Source organism: Novosphingobium resinovorum (assembly GCF_036352595.1).
GTDB lineage: Bacteria > Pseudomonadota > Alphaproteobacteria > Sphingomonadales > Sphingomonadaceae > Novosphingobium > Novosphingobium resinovorum_B.
Genome location: NZ_JAZFAX010000006.1, coordinates 151,825 through 169,926 on the forward strand (window position 1 = coordinate 151,825; position 18,102 = coordinate 169,926).

Annotated in this window: 18 protein-coding genes; 9 read left to right on the top strand and 9 right to left on the bottom strand. The window is 67.4% G+C overall.

The window, feature by feature from the left end:
- Positions 1-44: 44 nt before the first annotated feature.
- The gene (locus V2S85_RS08250) at positions 45-1,280 is read left to right on the top strand and encodes an amidase (RefSeq protein WP_330702385.1); all 1,236 of its coding nucleotides are present in this window, start codon (positions 45-47) and stop codon (positions 1,278-1,280) included.
- A gap of 13 nt (positions 1,281-1,293) precedes the next feature.
- Here V2S85_RS08250 and V2S85_RS08255 read toward each other — a convergent pair whose 3' ends face one another.
- On the bottom strand, positions 1,294-2,922 hold the full coding sequence (locus tag V2S85_RS08255; RefSeq protein ID WP_419198174.1) for an AMP-binding protein: 1,629 nt from the start codon (positions 2,920-2,922) through the stop codon (positions 1,294-1,296).
- Between the two features lie 242 nt (positions 2,923-3,164).
- Here V2S85_RS08255 and V2S85_RS08260 point away from each other — a divergent pair, with 242 nt between their 5' ends.
- From V2S85_RS08260 to V2S85_RS08270, 3 genes are all read left to right on the top strand, one after another.
- Entirely contained in the window at positions 3,165-4,343 is a 1,179-nt protein-coding gene (locus V2S85_RS08260) for an aromatic ring-hydroxylating oxygenase subunit alpha (RefSeq protein ID WP_330702387.1), read from the top strand.
- Between the two features lie 207 nt (positions 4,344-4,550).
- Positions 4,551-5,342 (top strand): sugar phosphate isomerase/epimerase, encoded by a 792-nt coding sequence (locus tag V2S85_RS08265; RefSeq protein ID WP_330702388.1) that lies wholly within the window; start codon positions 4,551-4,553, stop codon positions 5,340-5,342.
- A 16-nt stretch (positions 5,343-5,358) separates the two neighbouring features.
- Complete coding sequence (locus V2S85_RS08270) at positions 5,359-5,709, top strand: EthD domain-containing protein (protein ID WP_330702389.1); 351 nt, start codon at positions 5,359-5,361, stop codon at positions 5,707-5,709.
- 26 nt (positions 5,710-5,735) lie between these two features.
- Here the strand turns inward: V2S85_RS08270 and V2S85_RS08275 are convergent, their stop codons facing one another.
- From V2S85_RS08275 to V2S85_RS08295, 5 genes are all read right to left on the bottom strand, one after another.
- The gene (locus V2S85_RS08275; protein ID WP_330702390.1) at positions 5,736-6,032 is read right to left on the bottom strand and encodes a hypothetical protein; all 297 of its coding nucleotides are present in this window, start codon (positions 6,030-6,032) and stop codon (positions 5,736-5,738) included.
- A 214-nt stretch (positions 6,033-6,246) separates the two neighbouring features.
- Positions 6,247-6,750 carry a VOC family protein gene (locus V2S85_RS08280; protein WP_330702391.1) on the bottom strand — a complete coding sequence of 168 codons (504 nt, stop codon included), beginning with the start codon at positions 6,748-6,750 and terminating at the stop codon, positions 6,247-6,249.
- Positions 6,751-6,867: 117 nt separating this feature from the next.
- A complete protein-coding gene (locus V2S85_RS08285; RefSeq protein ID WP_330702392.1) occupies positions 6,868-7,647 on the bottom strand; it encodes an SDR family NAD(P)-dependent oxidoreductase in 780 nt (259 codons plus the stop codon).
- Between the two features lie 85 nt (positions 7,648-7,732).
- The gene (locus tag V2S85_RS08290; RefSeq protein ID WP_330702393.1) at positions 7,733-8,554 is read right to left on the bottom strand and encodes an SDR family oxidoreductase; all 822 of its coding nucleotides are present in this window, start codon (positions 8,552-8,554) and stop codon (positions 7,733-7,735) included.
- Positions 8,551-9,330 (bottom strand): SDR family oxidoreductase, encoded by a 780-nt coding sequence (locus tag V2S85_RS08295; protein WP_330702394.1) that lies wholly within the window; start codon positions 9,328-9,330, stop codon positions 8,551-8,553. Before V2S85_RS08295 ends, V2S85_RS08290 begins: the two co-directional genes overlap by 4 nt.
- A 146-nt stretch (positions 9,331-9,476) precedes the next feature.
- On the opposite strand from V2S85_RS08295, the gene V2S85_RS08300 reads away from it, so the two are divergent.
- Positions 9,477-10,922, top strand: coding sequence for an aromatic ring-hydroxylating dioxygenase subunit alpha (locus tag V2S85_RS08300; RefSeq protein ID WP_330702395.1), 1,446 nt, complete (start codon positions 9,477-9,479; stop codon positions 10,920-10,922).
- Positions 10,919-11,692 (top strand): ThuA domain-containing protein, encoded by a 774-nt coding sequence (locus V2S85_RS08305; protein ID WP_330702396.1) that lies wholly within the window; start codon positions 10,919-10,921, stop codon positions 11,690-11,692. The genes V2S85_RS08300 and V2S85_RS08305 overlap by 4 nt, the downstream gene beginning before the upstream one ends.
- Positions 11,693-11,851: 159 nt before the next feature.
- Here the strand turns inward: V2S85_RS08305 and V2S85_RS08310 are convergent, their stop codons facing one another.
- On the bottom strand, positions 11,852-12,973 hold the full coding sequence (locus V2S85_RS08310) for an acyl-CoA dehydrogenase family protein (RefSeq protein WP_330702397.1): 1,122 nt from the start codon (positions 12,971-12,973) through the stop codon (positions 11,852-11,854).
- A gap of 164 nt (positions 12,974-13,137) precedes the next feature.
- Here V2S85_RS08310 and V2S85_RS08315 point away from each other — a divergent pair, with 164 nt between their 5' ends.
- The gene (locus tag V2S85_RS08315) at positions 13,138-13,911 is read left to right on the top strand and encodes a helix-turn-helix transcriptional regulator (RefSeq protein WP_330702398.1); all 774 of its coding nucleotides are present in this window, start codon (positions 13,138-13,140) and stop codon (positions 13,909-13,911) included.
- A 13-nt stretch (positions 13,912-13,924) separates the two neighbouring features.
- Here the strand turns inward: V2S85_RS08315 and V2S85_RS08320 are convergent, their stop codons facing one another.
- Positions 13,925-15,106, bottom strand: coding sequence for an SGNH/GDSL hydrolase family protein (locus tag V2S85_RS08320; RefSeq protein ID WP_330702399.1), 1,182 nt, complete (start codon positions 15,104-15,106; stop codon positions 13,925-13,927).
- A 68-nt stretch (positions 15,107-15,174) separates the two neighbouring features.
- The gene (locus tag V2S85_RS08325) at positions 15,175-16,251 is read right to left on the bottom strand and encodes a TauD/TfdA family dioxygenase (RefSeq protein WP_330702400.1); all 1,077 of its coding nucleotides are present in this window, start codon (positions 16,249-16,251) and stop codon (positions 15,175-15,177) included.
- 298 nt (positions 16,252-16,549) lie between these two features.
- Between V2S85_RS08325 and V2S85_RS08330 the strand changes: the two genes are divergently transcribed.
- Positions 16,550-17,185 (top strand): isochorismatase family protein, encoded by a 636-nt coding sequence (locus V2S85_RS08330; RefSeq protein WP_330702401.1) that lies wholly within the window; start codon positions 16,550-16,552, stop codon positions 17,183-17,185.
- Positions 17,182-18,087 (top strand): hydroxymethylglutaryl-CoA lyase, encoded by a 906-nt coding sequence (locus V2S85_RS08335; RefSeq protein WP_330702402.1) that lies wholly within the window; start codon positions 17,182-17,184, stop codon positions 18,085-18,087. The genes V2S85_RS08330 and V2S85_RS08335 overlap by 4 nt, the downstream gene beginning before the upstream one ends.
- The last annotated feature ends 15 nt before the right edge of the window (positions 18,088-18,102 follow it).

Below are 18,102 nucleotides of genomic sequence, written 5' to 3' on the forward strand. Positions count from 1 at the left end.
GCTGCGCCGCCGGATGCGGCGATCGTTCAGGAGCCGAATTTTCCATGGTGCAGCCCTCCTACGCCTCCGCTGCCGCGAATGTCCATGCTGCACTGCAGCGCATCGGCGCCCGTGACGCCCAGGTGCGGGCCTGGCTCCATGTCGACGACGCCGGGGCGCTGGCGGCCGCGCGCGGTCTCGATGCCGCGGAGCCGGGGCCGCTCCACGGCATCTGCGTGGGTGTGAAGGACGTCATCGCCGCCCGCGGCATGCCGCTGACGCACAATTCGCCGCTGTTCTCGGGCTTCGTGGCCGGTGCCGACGCGCCGTGCGTGGCGACGCTGCGCGCGGCCGGGGCGGTGATCCTGGGCAAGACCGATACCACCGAATTCGCCGCCGCCGGCCGCAATGCCGCCAGCGCCAACCCGCACGACCTGTCGCGCACGCCGGGCGGCTCCTCCGCCGGATCGGCGGCGGCGGTGGCGGATGGGCACGTCCCGCTGGCGCTGGCCACGCAGACCGGCGGCTCGACTATCCGCCCCGCCAGCTTCTGCGGCATCCACGGCTTCAAGCCGAGCTGGGGCCTCGTCAGCCGCGAGGGGGTGAAGACTTATGCCAACAGCCTCGACACGGTGGGCTGGTATGCCCGCGACCTCGACCTGATCGAGCGGGTCTGCGCCGTCTACGGCCTGGCAGAGGCACCGCCGCGCGCCGCCGGCCGCTTGCGCATCGGCCTGTTCCGCACGCCCTGGTGGAACGAGATGAGCGCCGCCGGGCAGGCCGCGCTGGAAGGCGTCGCCGCGCGGATGCGGGTGGCGGGCATCGATCTGGTCGAGATCCCCGAACTGCCCGAATTCGCGCACCTGAACGACGACCACCGCGCGATCCTGTTCCGTGAAGGCGCGGCGGCTTTCCTCGACCTCGCGCGGACGCAGCCGGACCTGCTCCACGCCGACTTTCATCTGCGGGTCGATGCACTCTCGCAATACTCCGACGCGCGGCTGCGCGAGGCGCATGATCGCGCGGCGGCGGCGCGGACCGGGTTCGAGCGGGCGGTGGCCGGGCTCGACGCGGTCATGGCTCCCAGCGCGCCGGGCATCGCCCCGATCGGCCGCACGCCCGGGGAGCCGAAGTTCAACCAGCCCTGGACGCTGCTGCATGCCCCGGTGGTCAACCTGCCGCTGGCGCAGGGCGAGGGCGGGCTGCCGATCGGCGTCTCGCTCGTTGCCCCGCGCTATGACGACCGGCGGCTGATCGCGGCCGCGCGCGAAGTCGAGGCGCGGCTGGCGACAGGGGACTGAGGCGCGGCGTTCGCTAGACCGCCTCGACCAGCGCCTTGACGTCGGCGCGCAGCATGTCCTTGCGCACCTTGCCGGAGGCGGTGCGGGGGAAGTCGGCGCGGAATTCGAAGCGTTCGGGGATCTTCTGCCGCGCCAGCCCGCTGGCGGCGACGTGCTCGGCGAGTTCCTGCGCGGAAGGCAGCGCGTCCCCGGCGATCACGTAGGCGCAGACCCCTTCGCCCAGCCGCGCGTGGGGCATCGCCACCACCGCCGCCTCGCGCACGAGCGGGTGGGCGTGGAGCACGTCCTCGATCTCCTTGGCGGAGATGTTCTCGCCGCCCCGGATGATGAGATCCTTCTTGCGGCCGGTGATGGTGATCGCGCCGTCCTCGCTGCGCACGCCGAGGTCGCCGGTGCGGAAGAAGCCGTCGGGAGTGATCGCCTCGCGCGTCTGGCCCTCGTCGGCATAGCCCAGCATCATGCCCGGCCCGCGCGCCAGGATCTCGCCCTCGCGGCCGTTTGGCAGATCGTGGTCCTCGTCGTCGACGATGCGGATCTCGTAGTCGACCACGGCGCCGTCGGTGGTGGCGGCCAGGCTCTCGACATTGGGCCAGCCGAAGGTCACCAGCGGCACTTCGGACGCGCCGAAGACGCGGAAGGCGCGGCAGTGGTCGAAGGCGGCGTTGGCGGCGGGGATCAGGTCCGCCGGAACCGCCGCGCCGCCGCAGGCGAAGAAGCGGAAGCTGTGCAGGCGGTTGCCGCTCTCCCTTGCTGCTGCCGCCAGTTCGACGAGGAACGGCGTCGCCGCCACCGTGCCCACGCATTGGTGCCGGTCGATCAGCGCCAGCGCCTGCTGCGCGTCCCAGCTTTCCATCAGCACCGTGCGGGTGCCGCAGATGAACGGCGCCTCCAGCCCGTTGGCATAGCCCGAGACATGCGTGACCGGAGAGGGCATCAGCGTCGCCTCGCCCTCGGTCAGGCCCCAGTAGGCGCCGCTCTCGCGCAGGATGCGGGCGATCGAGACGTGGCTGTGCAGCACGCCCTTGGGCCGCCCGGTGGTGCCCGAGGTGTAGAGCACCATCTTCACCCCCAGCGGATCGACCGTGGGCCGCGCGAAGGCAAGGCCGCGCCCTTCCGCCACCAGCGCGGCGTAGTCGTCCGGTCCGTCGCCGCGCACGGTGAAGACATGGGCGAGGGCGGGCAGCGCATCGGCCAGCCGCCGCGCCATCGCCGCATAATCGAACTTGCGGAACGAGGACGCCACGAAGAACGCCCGCGCGCCGCAGTCCGCCAGCATCAGCGAGACTTCGTGGTCGCGGTAGATCGGCACGATCGGGTTGACCACCAGCCCGGACATCGCCGCCGCCAGGTTGATGACCATCGCCTCGCGCCAGTTGGGCACCTGGAAGGCGATCACGTCGCCGGGCCGCAGCCCGCGCGCGTGGAGCGCCGCGCTCAGCGCCTCGGCATCGGCCACCACTTCGGCACGGGTGACGGTCACGTCCCCCTCGACCAGCGCCACGAAGCCGGGGTCGGCCTCGGCCAGCGCGCTTGCCTGCTGGGCGATGGTGCGTTCGTCCCAGCACCCCGTCCCGGCATAGGCCGCGAGGTGGGCGGGGGGTGTCTCAAGCCATGCCCACGGGGGGCTTATCCTCTCCATCATGGTTCCTACTTGCTACCGGGAGGACGCAAAGGCCAACTGGCGAAAGTGCCAAGACGCAGCTCTGGTTCGCCGGCGCCGGCCCGCTCCCCCACCCGGCCTCCCAACGATAGTACCCTATGGGAGGCCGGGTGGGGGAGCGGGCCGGTGCCGCCAACAGACAATGTCTCCTATCACCTTGCGCAGGTTGCCGCCACGGGGCCACTCGCGCAGGATCACGCTCATAAATTTAACGGGAGACGACCGTGGAACGGGTGAAGCGCATCGGCGACGTGGCCGAGATCATGCTCGATTACGTGGCGAACAAGAAGACGTTCCAGACCGACAAGCCGCTGCGCGTGCCGACCAGCAGCTACACCGACAAGGACCAGTTCAAGGCCGAGCTGGAGCTGGTGTTCAGGCGCGTGCCGCTGATGCTGGCCTTCACCGCCGAACTGCCGAACCCCGGCGATTACAAGGCGATGGATGCGGTCGGCTCTCCGGTGCTCATCAACCGCGACAAGGCGGGCAAGGTCCGCGCCTTCCTCAACGTCTGCTCGCACCGCGGCGCGCCGGTCGCGCCCGACGGCAAGGGCAACTGCGCGCGCTTCACCTGCAAGTACCATTCGTGGACCTACGGCGCCGACGGCAAGCTGATCGGCATCTCGGAGGCGAGCACGTTCGGGCAGGTCGACAAGAGCGAGATGGGCCTGCGCGAACTGCCCTGCGAAGAGCGCGGCGGCATGATCTTCGTGTGCCTGACGCCCAATGCGCCGATGGACCTCGACCACTATTTCAAGGACTTCCTGGAGGATTTCGACGCGCTCGACTTCGCCAACTGGACGTACCTGGGCAACCGCACGATCCACGGCGCCAACTGGAAGATCGCCTTCGACGGCTATCTCGAAGGCTATCACTTCAAGTCGCTCCACCCCGAGACGATCTTCCCGCGCACCCCGTCGAACTGCACGCATTACGAAGGGTTCGGGCCGAACATCCGCATCGGTTTCCCGCAGCATTCGATCGCCGACCAGCTCAAGGACGTCCCGCGCGAGGAGTGGGGCAACCGCGAGAACTACGGCTACGATTTCGTGCGCATCTTCTTCCCCAACGTCTCGATCTTCATCGCGCCCGAGATCACGCAAGTGGCGCAGCTGTTCCCCGGACCGACGCCGGCCGAGAACCGCACCGTGCTCAACTACCTGCGCCGCGCGCCGGTGACGGACGAGGCCGACCGCGAGGCGGTGGAAGGCGCGATGAACTTCTTCCGCGACGTGACGTACGAGGAAGACTACGTGATCGGCCTCGAGATCCAGAAGGGCCTCGAATCGGGCGCGCACGATGACCTGACCTTCGGCAGGAACGAGCGCGGCAACCAGTACTTCCACGAATGGCTGAACTGGTATCTGGCCGACGACGCCTCGCTGCCCGAACCGGTGCTGTGACAGCGGGGCGGTGCTCGCAAGCTGCCGCCGCCTTGTTCTTTACCGTCATCCTGAACGTGTTTCAGGATCCATCGGGCAGTTGGTGCCGGAAGGTCGTGTCGCCAACGGCCCCGTCGGTTTGCTGATTGAGAAACGCGCTTGGTGCACGATGGACCCTGAAACACGTTCAGGGTGACGCGGTGTGATACGCGCGGTTTGGGAGATGGAATGAGCCACAAACTATCCCTCGCCTCCGGCGTGCTGCCCGAATTCGGCGCCGTCGACGTCATCGAGGCCGGCGCAGCAGCGGGCTATGATGCGGTGGGGCTGTGGGTCGATCCGCTGGAGTGGACGGCGCAGCATACCCGCGATGCGCACGCGGCATTGCAGCGCACCGGCCTGCCGGTGCTCGACGTCGAGGTGGTGTGGATCCGGCCGGACACCGCGCTCGACGATCATCGCAAGGTGCTGGACGTGGGCGCGCGGCTGGGCGCCGCGAACGTGCTGTGCGTGTCCTCGCACGGCGAGGCGGAGACGATCGAGCAACTGACAGCGCTGTGCCGCCATGCCGAGGGGTCCGGGATGCGCGTGGCGCTGGAGTTCGGTATTTTCACTGAGGTGAAGACGCTGGCGCAGGCGCTGGGCGTGCTCGACCGGGTGGGCCATCCGCTGCGCGCGGTGCTGGTCGATCCGATCCACGTCGATCGCTCGGGCACCACCGCCGCGCAGATCGCGGCGATCGATCCCGCGCTGCTGCCTTACGCGCAGTTCTGCGATGCGCGCGCCGCACGGCCCGATCCGGCCGACTTCGATGCGATCATCCTCGATGCGGTGGACTTGCGCGAACAGGCGGGGGAGGGCGCGCTGCCGCTGGCGGCGATGCTGCAGGCACTGCCGCAGCATATCCCGCTCTCCATCGAACTGCGCTCGGCCGCCCTGCGCGCGGCATTCTCGCACCCGGCGCTACGGGCGAAGGCGGTGCTGGACGCGACGCGCGGCTGGCTGGAGACGCTGTCATGAAAAGGAAGCCGGGGGCGTGACGGTCACCGTACTCACCCTGCTCAAGCGGCGCGAGGGGATGAGCGCCGAGTTTCGCACCTATTACGAAAGCCGCCACCGGGTGATCGGCGAACAGGTGCTGGCGGGCTATGCCACGCGCTATGTGCGCCGCTTCCTGACGCCGCTGGACGGCGCCGACCAGCCGGGCGATTTCGATGTGGTGATGGAGATCGATTTCCCCGACGCCGCCACGCGCGACGCCTGCTTCGCCGCACTGGGCGAGGGGCCGACCCATGCGATGATCGTCGCCGACGAGGAAAAGCTGTTCGACCGCAGCCGGATCAGGGCCTTTTCAGTGACTGAAAGCGCCTCACGGATGACCCGTTAGGAGCAGGCCGAAACGCGAGGCCGCGTTCAGTTCTGCCGCGTCGGGCGGAAGCCGATTTCCGAGAGCAGGTCGATCAGCCGCTGGCCATCGGCCCGCACCCGGTCGCGCCATTCCTGATGGTCGAGGTGGCCCAGCACCGAGCGCTGGAACAGCCCTGCCTCGCGCACCGCATCGCGCAGCATGCGCGCGGAAAAACCATCGGTGTCGAGTTCGCGGGCGGAGATTTCGGGCACCAGCCGCACGACCGCCGTGCGCTCCTTGGCAATCGCGTCGCGGCGGGGCGGGGTGGTGTCGGGCCGGCGGTTGAGGGTATCGGTGTTCACGTCCCAAGGCTCCCGAAGAGGCGGCGGCTTTGCCCGCGCTGCTGGATGGCTACATCCGGGGAACACGGTTCGCCGGATTAAGTTGCCGTTCAGGTCGCCTTTTGCGGTGAAGCGTGGATATTTTTTCCTTTGCGTTCAAATGTGAACGCGCGAACGGGGTGGGGGCGTGGGCCGGTGCCGCGAAATTCGCTTTCGCGAATTTCCAGACAGTTCTTCAGATCGGCAGGATCTCCGGCGTCTGGTGGATCTCCAGGATCTCGAAGACGTTGCCGAAGAAATCGCGGCAATAAGTACCGGCATAGCCGTGCTTCACGCCGTTCGCGTCCACGGTGATCCCCTCCATCGGCGGCGGCGCGTGGACGGGCAGGCCGGCGGCGACGATGCGCTCGTGGACCCCGGCGATGTCCTCCACCTGCAGCGCGATATGGGTATAGCCGTATTCGTTGACGCCCCGGCGCGGATCCTGCGGCGCCTGGCGCGGCGCGTCGTACTGGAACACCTCGATCTGGACGTTGCCCAGGCGGCAGAAGAACTGGTTGGCGGCGCTCCCCTCCAGCCCGACGATGCGGTCGATGAAGGGATTGTCCGACCAGGTCAGCGGTTCGACTTCCTCCACCGCGCCAAGGATGTCGATGTAGAACGTCCGCGCGCGGGCGAGGTCGGGCACGGAAATCCCGATGTGGTGGACGCCGATGACGCCCGGAATTCGTTCCGCCATGCCCGTGCTCTCCTGCAAGATCTGTTTGAAGTGTCAGAGGCCGTTTGAGAATGCGCCTTTCGGCGCATTGCGGTACCGCTCATGAAATCGCTCTTCCGCGCTTTCTCAAACGCTCTCTCAGACCTGGCTGAAGCCGCCGTCCATGACCAGTTCGTCGCAGGTCATGAAGCTCGATGCCGAGGAGGCGAGGAACACCACGCCGCCGGCCATCTCGTCGGGCGTGCCGAGGCGGCCGATCGGATGGGTCGCGTGCATCCCCGCGATCGCGGCCTCGCGTGAGGGCGCGGCGCCGAGTTCAATGTAGCGGTCGATGATCGAGTTCAGCATCGGCGTGTCGATGCCGCCGGGGTGCACGGAGTTGACGCGGATGTTGTACTTGAGCGCGGCGAACTCGGCGCCCAGGCACTTGGACAGCATCTTGATCGCCGCCTTGCTGACGCAGTATGCCGCGTTGAACGCCGCGCCCTTGAGCCCGCCGACGCTCGAGAAGTTGATGACGGAGGCGCCCGACTTGCGCGCCTTGCCGCCTTCCCTGAGCAGGCCCAGCAGCACTTGCGTACCGATGATCGCGGAATCGACGTTGATCGCGTTGACCTTGTGGAATTCGCTGAGCGGGGTGTCCTCGAACTTCGTGACGATCGAGAAGCCGGCGTTGTTCACCAGCACGTCGAGGCGGCCGTAGGTGTCGCGCACCAAGGCCTCCAGCGCGCGCCAGTCGGCCTCGCTGGTGACGTCGTGTTTCAGGTAATGGTCGGCGCCTTCGATGTCTGCGCTGTCCTTGAGGTCGGTGGCGACCACGGTGGCGCCGGCGGCCTTCATGGCCTTGACGATCTCGCGGCCGATGCCGCCGGCAGCGCCGGTGACGACGGCGATCACGTCGGGAAGGGCTATGGTCATGGTCTTGTCTCTCCCAAGGGCCTCTGTGTGCCGCTGTGGTGGGGTTGTGGTATCGCTAGGTGCCGTTGAGTGCCGCTTTGTGCCGCTATTGCGCGGTCCATCCGCCGTCGATCACCAACTCCGCTCCGGTCATGTACGAACTGTCTGAAGACGCTAGGAAATAGACCGCGCTTGCCAGTTCGGCGGGGTCCGCCAGGCGCCCGATCGGGGTCTTGCTGGACATCAGATCGACCAGATCCTGCGCCTTGCTGGCGACGCCCTTGTCGACCCAGCGCTGGAATCCTTCCTTGAGGAGGGGGGTCAGAACGAAGCCGGGATGCAGCGAATTGGCGCGGATCGGCATTGATTTTTCAGCGAATTCCAGCGCGATCGACTTGGTGAACAGCCGCACCGCGCCCTTGCTGGCGTTGTAGCCCGAAACCTCGCTCAGGCCGACGAGGCCCATGATCGAACTGACGTTGATGATCGAGGCGCCGCCCCGGAAATCCGCCCCGCTCGCGGCCATCAGCGGCACGAAAGTCCGCACGCCGAGGAACACGCCATCGACGTTGATGCTCATGATCCGGCGCCAGCCTTCAAGCGAGGTCTCGGCCACCGGGCCGGTCAGGTCGATGCCCGCATTGTTGACCAGGATGTGCAGTTTTCCGTGCCTTTCGGTCACGGCGGCGAGCACTTTTGCCCAGTCGTCCTCGCTGGCGACATTGGCGCTGACGTAGCTGGCGGCCTGCCCCAGACGGGCGAGCGTGGCGCTGGCATACTCGGTGTCCGGCGCCTCGAGGTCGGTCAGGACCACTTCGGCGCCTTCGGCCAGGAAACGCTCGACGCAGGCGAGGCCGATGCCGCGAAGCCCGCCGGAAACCAGCGCTACGCGGCCCTTCAGCCGCTGCGAACCCAGTTCTTCGCTCATACGCCGTTCATCCCTGCAGTGGACGCGCCGTCCATGGTGAATTCGCTTCCCGAACAGAACCTTGCCTCATCGCTCGCAAGCCAAGCGACCATGCCGGCGACTTCCTCCACGGCGGCCATGCGGCCCATCGGAGACAGCCCCTCGTAGGCGGCGCGGGTGGCGACGGGGTCGCCCGATTTCTCGATCAGGCCCACGATCAGGGCGGTCTCGACGACGCCCGGCAGCACGGCGTTGACGCGAATGCCGTACTTCTGGTTGCCCGAGTGCACCGCCGACGCCTTGACCAGCGCGATCACGGCGGCCTTCGACACCGAATAGGCCACGAAGTTGCCCATCGCCCGGTGCGCGTTCATCGAGGAGTTGACGATGATCGAACCGACCGGCCCCTCCGGATTCTTCGCCATGGCCCGCATCGCGTGCTGCACGGTGAGCATGACGCCGGTGAGGTTCACCCCCATGACGTTGTTCCAGCCCTCGATCGAGATGCTCTCGATGCTGCCGTCGCCGCTTTCTGTCCCGGCGTTGGCGAAGGCGATGTCGAGGCGCCCGTGCTTTTCGAGGATCTGCGCGATCAGGCCGTCCCACGCCGCCGCGTCGGTGACGTTGTGCTTCACGAACTCGGCCCCGGTCGCGGCGCACAGCGCATCCGCTGCCGCCTGGTTGGAGCCGGTGAAAATGACTTTAGCCCCGTCGGCGCACAGACGCTCGACAGTGCCGGCGCCGATGCCGGAGGTTCCTCCGGTGACCAGCGCCACCTTGCCTTCAAGCCGCTTCACGGCATTCTCCCAATAACCATTCGGAGCCAACATGGCCCATCCGCGCCGCTCCACAACCTATGATTTTGAGCAAGGTGACTTGTGGTGCAGCGGGGTGCAGAAATGGCGACAAACAGGGAAATGCGTTCTTGGGAGATTGAACGACCATGGCCGATCGAGATCCGGAAATCGCCGGAAAGCTGGGTGAAGACCGCAGCGAAGGCATCAGCTGGGCGGAACTGATGGCGCAGGATTCGCGCACTCCGCCTGCGATTCTGACTGACGAGAGCTATACCTACCGCGGTTCGGAGGCGATTCCCGCCGAGCGCTACACCAGCGAGGAATTCGCGAAGCTCGAACGCGAGCGGATGTGGCCCTACGTCTGGCAGTTCGTCGCGCGCGAGGAAGACCTGCCCGATCCGGGCGACTTCATCGTCTATGAGAACGCCGGGCGTTCGTACCTCGTCAGCCGTCAGGGCGACGGTTCGATCCGGGCGATGCACAACGTCTGCCTGCATCGCGGCCGCAAGCTGCGCACCGAGGAAGGTGCCGCAGACAAGTTCGTCTGCCCGTTCCACGGCTTTGCGTGGAAGAAGGACGGCAGCTTCGATTCGATGCCCTGCCAGTGGGACTTCCCGCACCTTGCCGAAAAGGACCTCGACCTGCCCGCCGCCGAAGTCGGCCGCTGGTCGGGCTACGTCTTCATCCGCGAGGAATCAGGCGGCCCCAGCCTTGAGGAATTCCTTGCCCCGCTGCCCGAGCACTTCAAGCGCTGGCGGCACGAGGAATGCTCCAGCGTCATGCGCGTGGCCAAGGAAGTCCCGGCCAACTGGAAGGTCACGATGGAGGCCTTCATGGAAGCCTGGCACACCATCGTCACGCACCCGCAGCTGCTGCCCTTCACCGGCGATTCCAACGCCGCGTACTGGACCTGGGGCGACAACGTGAACGTCAATCTCGTGCCCTTCGGCGTGATGAGCCCGCACATCGCCGAAGGTCAGGGCGAGCAGTGGATCGTCGACGAGTTCATCAAGTACAACGGCCGTTCGGGCGACAACTACGAAGGAGAGGCGCACGCCAACCCGATGGCGATCAAGGTGCCCGAGGGCATGACCGCCCGCGCCGCGCTGGGCGCCGCCATGCGCGCGGCCTACACCGAGAGCACCGGCTATGACCATGCCGACGCGACCGACGCCGAACTGCTTGACGGGCTGGTCTACAACGTGTTCCCGAACTTCGCGCCCTGGGGCGGGTACATGCCGAACATCGTCTACAACTGGCTGCCCGGCAAGACGCCCGACACCTGCATCATGGAAGTGCGCATCCTCGCGCGTATTCCCAAGGGCCAGCCGATCCCGCGCGGCGCCCCGCTCAAGATGCTGCGGCTCGACCAGAAGTGGACCGAGGCGCCGGAACTGGGCATCCTGGGCGACGTGTTCGAGCAGGACATGGATAACCTGCCTTACGTGCAGGACGGCCTCCATGCCTCGAAGAACGGCAAGGTGAACCTCGGCAACTACCAGGAAATCCGCATCCGCCAGTTCCAGGACACGATGATGAAGTACATCAACGGTGATCTTGGGGGCGACCTCGGCGGGGCTCCGAAGGCATGAGTGAAGCTGAAGGCGCGCATCCGCCGCGCATCAACTGCGTCCTCATCTGCGGCGGCGTGTGGCATGACATGGACTTCGCGCGGCTGGAGCTTCTCAAGCTCCTCGCCGAAGACCCCAGCGTGCGCACCCGCGTGTTCGAGGATTACGAGAACCTCGACGCGCTGCGGCAGGCGGACATCCTCATCACCTATACCTGCGACGTCACGCCCTCGCTGGCGGCGCAGGAGGTGTTGCGCGACTGGCTGCAGGCGGGCGGCCGCTGGCATGCGCTGCACGGCACCAACTCGGTGCTGCGCCTGCTGTCCGAAGGGCCGGACAAGGGCCTGTGGGACGCCCCGCGCTGGGCGCCGCTGTTCATGGACATGCTGGGTTCGCAGTTCATCTCGCACCCGCCGATCGCGCCTTACACGGTGACCGTGGCCGACCCCGAGCACCCGCTGGTGGCGGGCATCGAGCCGTTCGAGACGACCGACGAACTCTACCACATGGAGACGCACGGCCACCTGCACGTCCTGCTGGAAACCGATTGCACGGTGGAGGGCACCGGCTTCGTCGAAGCGGCCGATGCGCTGGGCAAGCAGCCGGTGATGTACCTCAAGGACCACGGCAAGGGCGCTGTGCTCTACAACACGCTGGGCCATTGCCGGGGGCACTACGACCTTCAGCCGATGCTCGACTGGTGGCCGACGGTGGACCGCTGCGCCTGGGACTTGCCGGTGTTCTATGAGCTGCTGCGGCGCGGGATCGCGTGGCTGAAGGCGGGCGGCTGACCCTTCGACAAGGCTCAGGGCGAGCGGGAGTAGAGTAGCCCTCCCGAACCCGTTCAGGCTGAGCTTGTCGAAGCCCCCGGCGGCAAGGCGCATCATGCGAATAAAAAGAGGGGCGGCTCCGTTACCGGGGCCGCCCCTTTCGTCAGGTTGTGGTTTCGTTCAGTTCAGCAGCCCGGCATAGCGATCGAGCGCCGCCAGAGGCCCCTCGGGCCAGCGCGAGAGCACCAGCAGGCGCTTGTGGCCGCCGCCGATGGCGAGTTCGTCGGTCACGCCCATGCCGCCGTGGAACTGGATCATCTCGTGGCCGAGCGTCACCGAGGCCTCGGCGATGTAGGCCCGTGCGCCGTGCACCGCGCTGGCGAACCCGTCGCTTGCCCATGACACCAGCGCGAGGTTCAGCAGCGCGCGGCTCTGCTCGATCGCGGCGTATTGCGCGACCATGCGGTGCTGGATCGCCTGGAACGATCCGAGCGCCGAACCGAACTGGTCGCGGGTGCGCAAGTAGTCGATGGTTTCGGCGAAGATGCGCTCCATGATGCCGAGCGCCTCGGCGCTGCGGGCCAGGGCGGCAAGGTCGCCGGCGGCGGCGATGGCGGCAAGTCCGTCGCCGGACAGCTTGTGATCGGCCGAAACCGTGACCTCGTCCAACGTCAGCGAGGTCGCGACGCTGCCGTCGGCCATGTGCCAGTCATGGGTGGAAACCCCCGGTGTCCCTGCGGGAACGAGGAACAGCGCGATGCCTGCCGTATCTCCCGGCGGACCGGATATGCGGGCCGAGACGATGAATGCGTCCGCCCCGCCGCCCGCCGCGCAGTATGGCTTGGAGCCTGCGAGCAGCCAGTCGCCGTCCTGCGCCGTGGCGCTGGTCTCCACCCAGGCCAGCCCGCCGCGCGCTTTCGCCTCGGCATGGGCAAGGGCGAGGCGTCGGCCGCCGGTCAGCAGGTCGCCGAGCCATTCGTCCTTCAGCGCATCGGATGCGGTGGCGGCGAACAGTCGGCCGGCCATCACGACGGCCTCGGCCAGCGGTTCCACGACCAGCCCGCGCCCCAATGCCTCGAAGACCGTGGCGATGCCCGTGGCGTCGAGGCCCAGCCCGCCGAGGTCTTCGGGGAAGGGCGCGGCGATCAGCCCGAGTTCGCCCAGCAGTTCCCAGTTCGCGCTGGAGAAACCGCCCGGCTCGGCCAGGAAGGCGCGGCGGCTGTCGTGGTCGTAATGATCGGTGACGAAGCGCTCGGTCAGGGCCTTGAGCATTTCCTCGTCTTCGTTGAGGTCGAAATTCACAATCCGCTCCCCACGGGTCGTTCCCGGTTATGAGCCTTGCTCTATCACCGGGGACGCAGCGTCGCCGCTGGGCAAAAGACTAGTCATGAAAACGTGATATTTCCGGGCTTCAAGCGATTGTGCGCCCCGATGGCGCGGGCTAAGAAGGGGGCGAGAGGACATCAATGCAACTTCTGTCACAGGAAAACATCGACGCCGTCCGCGTGACGTCGCCCGAGGGTATCCGCCCTGCCGCCGAGGCGCTGCACCGCATCGCCATGGACTTCGGCATGCGCGCCGCGCCCGCGCACGACATCGCCGACAAGCGCACCCCGGTCGATGCCGAGGGCAACCTGCTCGCCACCACGGTGTTTGGCTGGGAAGACGAGGCACGGGTGTGGTGGCGCAATTCGCGTATCGCGCTCGACAGCCCGCTGACCACTGCCTGTCGTTTCGAGAGCCAGCCGTTCTGGGCCAACGCCCAGGGCTTCCGCACGCGCGAGCCCAATGGTTACCTGTCCTCGATCGACATCGCCAACTTCGAGACCCGCGCGCTCACCCGCGCCGCGATCGGTGTGCCGGTGCACCTGCCGTTCGGCCAGATCGGCGCGGTGAGCTTCAACCCGCTGGACCGCGACCAGACAGACCTTTCGGAAGAGTTCGCACGGCTCGGCGACGCGCTGGGCCTCTATGCCCGCACGTTCATCGCCACGTATGTGCAGGTCATGGGGTCCACCCAGGCGCTGCCGCCGGAATCACGCCTGTCCAAGCGTGAGGTCGAATGCCTGCGCTGGGCCGCGATCGGCAAGACGGACCTGGAAATCAGCATGATAATGTCGCGCAGCCGTGCCACGGTGCGGTTCCACATCCACAATGCGGCGACCAAGCTGAACGCGGTGAACCGCAGCCAGACCGTCTTCAAGGCAGCGCAGCTCGGCTACATCTCGCTGCAGAATTGACGGCGTCGGCGCGTTAGAGGCCGCGGCGCAGCAGCGACAGGTCCACCGCGTCACCCATCGCGCGAAGCCCCGCGTCGTTGGGATGGAGGTGGTCGCCCGGATCGAACTCCGCGCGCAAGTCTCCTGCGGCTGCGGGATTGCGCACCGCCGCGTCGAAATCGACGATTCCGTCGAAGATCTTGCCGCTGCGGATCGCGGCGTTCACTGCCTGGCGCACGCGCTCTTTCGTCGGCGACATATAGCCGGCCCGCAGCGCCGGCGTCATGGTGCCGCCGATGACCTTGATCCCCAGCGCATGGGCGCGCTCCACGAACTGGCGATAGCCGTAGACGAGCTGTTCGGCGGTCACCGCGTCAGGCCCGGTTTCGGCGCCGGCGCCGATATCGTTGATGCCCTCCAGGAAGATCACATGGGTGACGTTCGGCACGCTCGCCACGTCGCGCCAGAAGCGGTCGAGCGCCGAGGTGGCGCGGCCTTGCCGGAGTACCTTGTTGCCGCTGATACCCATGTTGACGACACCGCAGCGCTGCGGCGCCGGCAGTGCGGCCAGGCGCTCCGCAAGCCGTCCCGGCCAGCCACGGGTCTGGGGCGAGAGGCCGAGAAAGCCGTCGGTGATCGAATCCCCGAAGGCGACGACCGTGCAGGGCGCCTGCGCCGACCGCACCGAGACCAGCGAGAGATAGGACCGCACCTTGATCGGCGTGAAAGTCGCGCCCGGCGTGGCCGGGGCGAAGGCCATCTCGAGACCGAGGTTGGTCCGTCCGGGCCGGGTGGGGGTAGCGAAAGTGACGCTGACGATTATGTCCTGGCCGTTGTGGAACGGTGCCTGGATCGGATCGCTGACGACGGTGCCGCCCTTGGGCAGCGCGACAGCCTGCAGGCCGGAGAAGCGGATCGCGTGGACCGGATTGGTGCCGATCTCGGTTCCCACCGGGTCGGAAGGGCTGGCGATCGTCACCGCGCCGATGCCGAGCGGTCTGTCGCCTTCCGCATTGCTGAAGCTGAGTTGCAGGGCATCGCCCGCCTGGGTCAGCCGCACGCGATAGCGATAAGTGCCGGCGGGTTGTTCGGGCTCGCTGGCGCCGCTGTCGGCCGGGGCATAGCCCCAGGCACCGGCCCACTTCGGGGCCGCATGGGCAGGAACGGAGATCAGCGCCGCGCAGCAGAGGGCGGCAAGCAGAGTGGGGGACTTCATGGCTCCTCTCTTGTCGGAGCAGCCGGCCGGTTGTCCAGCCCCACTTCTGCCTCCACGGGCTGAATCCGCTACGAAAGCAGGCGCGGCACCGACATCGTTCGGATCGAGAATCGCGCGTCGGCATGCTCCAGCCCGTCGCGATGAGCGGAGCGGTGCTGGACGACGCCGTTCTTGCCGAACCCCTCGACCACCGGGCGGTCCGTCCTGCTCGACAGCCACAGGCGCAGCAGGTGGCGCTTGCGCTGGGGTTCGGGCCAGTCGAAGAACTCGGTGCGCGAATGCAGCGCGGCGTAGTTGGAGAGCCACTGGATGTCGCCGGGGCGGAAGTCCATGGCGATCGCCATGCCCGGCTCGTACGTGATCTCGTCGAAGAGGCGCAGCACTTCCAGCTGGTCCCCGGTCAGCTTGGGGACGCCCGGATAGTCCTGCGCCGTGACGATGTAGAGAGAGCCCGCGTACATCGAGAACACCCCGTCCTCCACGCTCACCACCGGCGAGGTGTACGTGTCCGCCGGGGCTTCCTGGTCCTGTCGTCGCCAGTCCCAGTGGAACGGCTCGAGCAACAGATGCGCCAGGTCCGGGCGGCGCCGCAGGATCTCGTTGTAGATCTCCGCGCCCGAGACGAGGCACGACAGCCCGCCCTCGCGCGCGCCGCGCAAGCACATCAGCGCGACGATGTCCGAGCTGTCGGAATGGTAGACCAGCTTGTCGCGCACCTTGGAGGACTTGGCGGTGGGATCGTCCATGGTCTTGTCGCTGGTGGCGTAGACATGGTCGAGCAGGTCGCCCATCTCGTTCTGGCGGATCGGATCGCCCATGTGCAGGCCCAGCACGTAATAGATCGCGCTCGACAACGCGTCGGAATAGCGGTCCGAGCGCAGTCCGCGCACCAGCACGAAGCCGCGTCCGAAATCGACGTCGTCGCGCCAGGACTTCACGGCATCGGCGCAGGCGACGAGGGGGTACTGTTCGGCCTGGACGAAGCGCAGGTCGGGATCCTCGTCGAGGAAGCGCTTGCCGAGTTCCTCCAGTTCGGCAAGCTGGGCGGCGTCGAGTTCGTAGACCCATTCCTGTCCTTCCATCAGCCGGTCGCCACGCCAGGCAGCGGCGGTCAGGACGGGGGACGGGACTTCGGCGACGGTCATGCGGGAATCTCCTGGGCTGCTGCAGCCGACCCTAGCGTCTCGTGAAGTCCCGGTCTTGATGCTGGACGCACGGGAACGTGCGTGCGCCACGCCGGGCAAGAGCGCTTGCACGTAAGTTCTGCATACAAAATGGAATTTGAGCAAGCGGCGCATCGAGCGGAATTTGCCAGATAACAGCCATGAATTCGCTTCTGCAATGGAGTGGTGGGATTGACCACTTTGCATTCTGTATACTAAAAAAGTAAAATTGCCGCTCGATCGAATCGGGCATCATGCGGACATGGGGGCCGGGCCGGACATGAGTGAAGAGCTTCAGCAGAACTATGCCGCCGCGTTCGGGGGGTGGGCCGGGTTCGGCCGCTCGCCCGCGCTGATCCTCATCGATTTCGTCGAGGCCTATTTCGCGCCTGAAAGTCCGCTCTATGCCGGCGTCGAGGCGGCGCTGGCCTCGGCGCTGCGCGTGCGGGAGGCGGCGTGCCGGGCGGGCGTGCCGGTGATCCTGACCAACGTCGTCTACCATCCCGGCGGCATCGACGGCGGCCGCTTCTTCGAGAAGGTGCCCGCGCTCAAGGCGTTCGAGGCGGGCAATCCGATGGGCGCCTGGCCGCAGGGGCTGGAGCCGCAGGCCGACGAGATCGTCCTGACCAAGCAATATCCCAGCGCCTTCTTCGGCACCTCGCTGGCGGCCATGCTGACCGCGTGCGGGATCGACCAAGTGATCCTGACCGGCCTGTCCACCAGCGGCTGCGTGCGCGCCAGTTGCGTCGATGCGATGTCCCACGGCTTCCGCACCGCCGTCGTCGCCGACGCCTGCGGGGACCGTCACCCGGGGCCGCACGAGGCCAACCTGTTCGACATGAACGCCAAGTACGCCGACGTCGTGTCCGAAGAGGCCATCATCACGTACCTCACCTCGCTGGAGCCGCGCGCATGATCGAAATCGTCGAGGTCGCCCCGCGCGACGGACTGCAGAACGAGAAGGTGCTCGTCTCGCTGGAGGACAAGGCGCAGCTCGTCACCCGCGCGATCGACTGCGGCGCCCGTCGGATCGAGGTCGGTAGCTTCGTCAATCCGAAGAAGGTGCCGCAGATGGCCGGCACCGACGAACTCGTCCCCATGCTGCCGCGCCGCTCCGACGTGACCTACATCGGCCTCGTCCTCAACCGCCGGGGGCTCGATCGCGGGCTTGCCGCCGGGATCGACGAGGCGGGCGCGGTCTGCGTCGCCACCGATACCTTCGCGATGCGCAACCAGGGCCAGACCAGCCTCGAATCGCTGGACATCGCCGCCGGGATCGTGCGCGAGGCGATCGCGGCGGGCAAGGGCGGGCAGGCCACCATCGCCGCCGCCTTCGGCTGTCCGTTCGAGGGCGAGGTCGATTCCGCCCACGTCGTCGAAATGGCCCGCAGGCTGGCCGAGGCGGCCCCGCGCGAGATCGCCCTGGCCGACACCATCGGCGTCGCCGCACCCGCGCAGGTCGACCGGCTGGTGCGGCAGGTGGCCGAGGTGATCGCGCCGATCCCGGTGCGCGTCCACTTCCACAACACCCGCGGCACCGGCCTCGCCAATGCCTGGATCGCGGTCGCGGCGGGCGCCACGGTGGTCGATACCGCGCTCGGCGGCCTCGGCGGCTGCCCCTTCGCGCCCAAGGCCACCGGCAACGTCGCGACCGAGGACGTGGTCTACATGTTCGAGCGTTCGGGGATCGCCACGGGGCTCGACCTCGACCGTCTCATCGCGGCCTCGCAGTGGCTGGAAGGCGTCATGGGCAATCCCCTGCGCGCCATGGTCACGCAGGCCGGCAATTTCCCCGCCGTCGCCCTCGGCCAGTCATAACATCGGGCGGCAAGT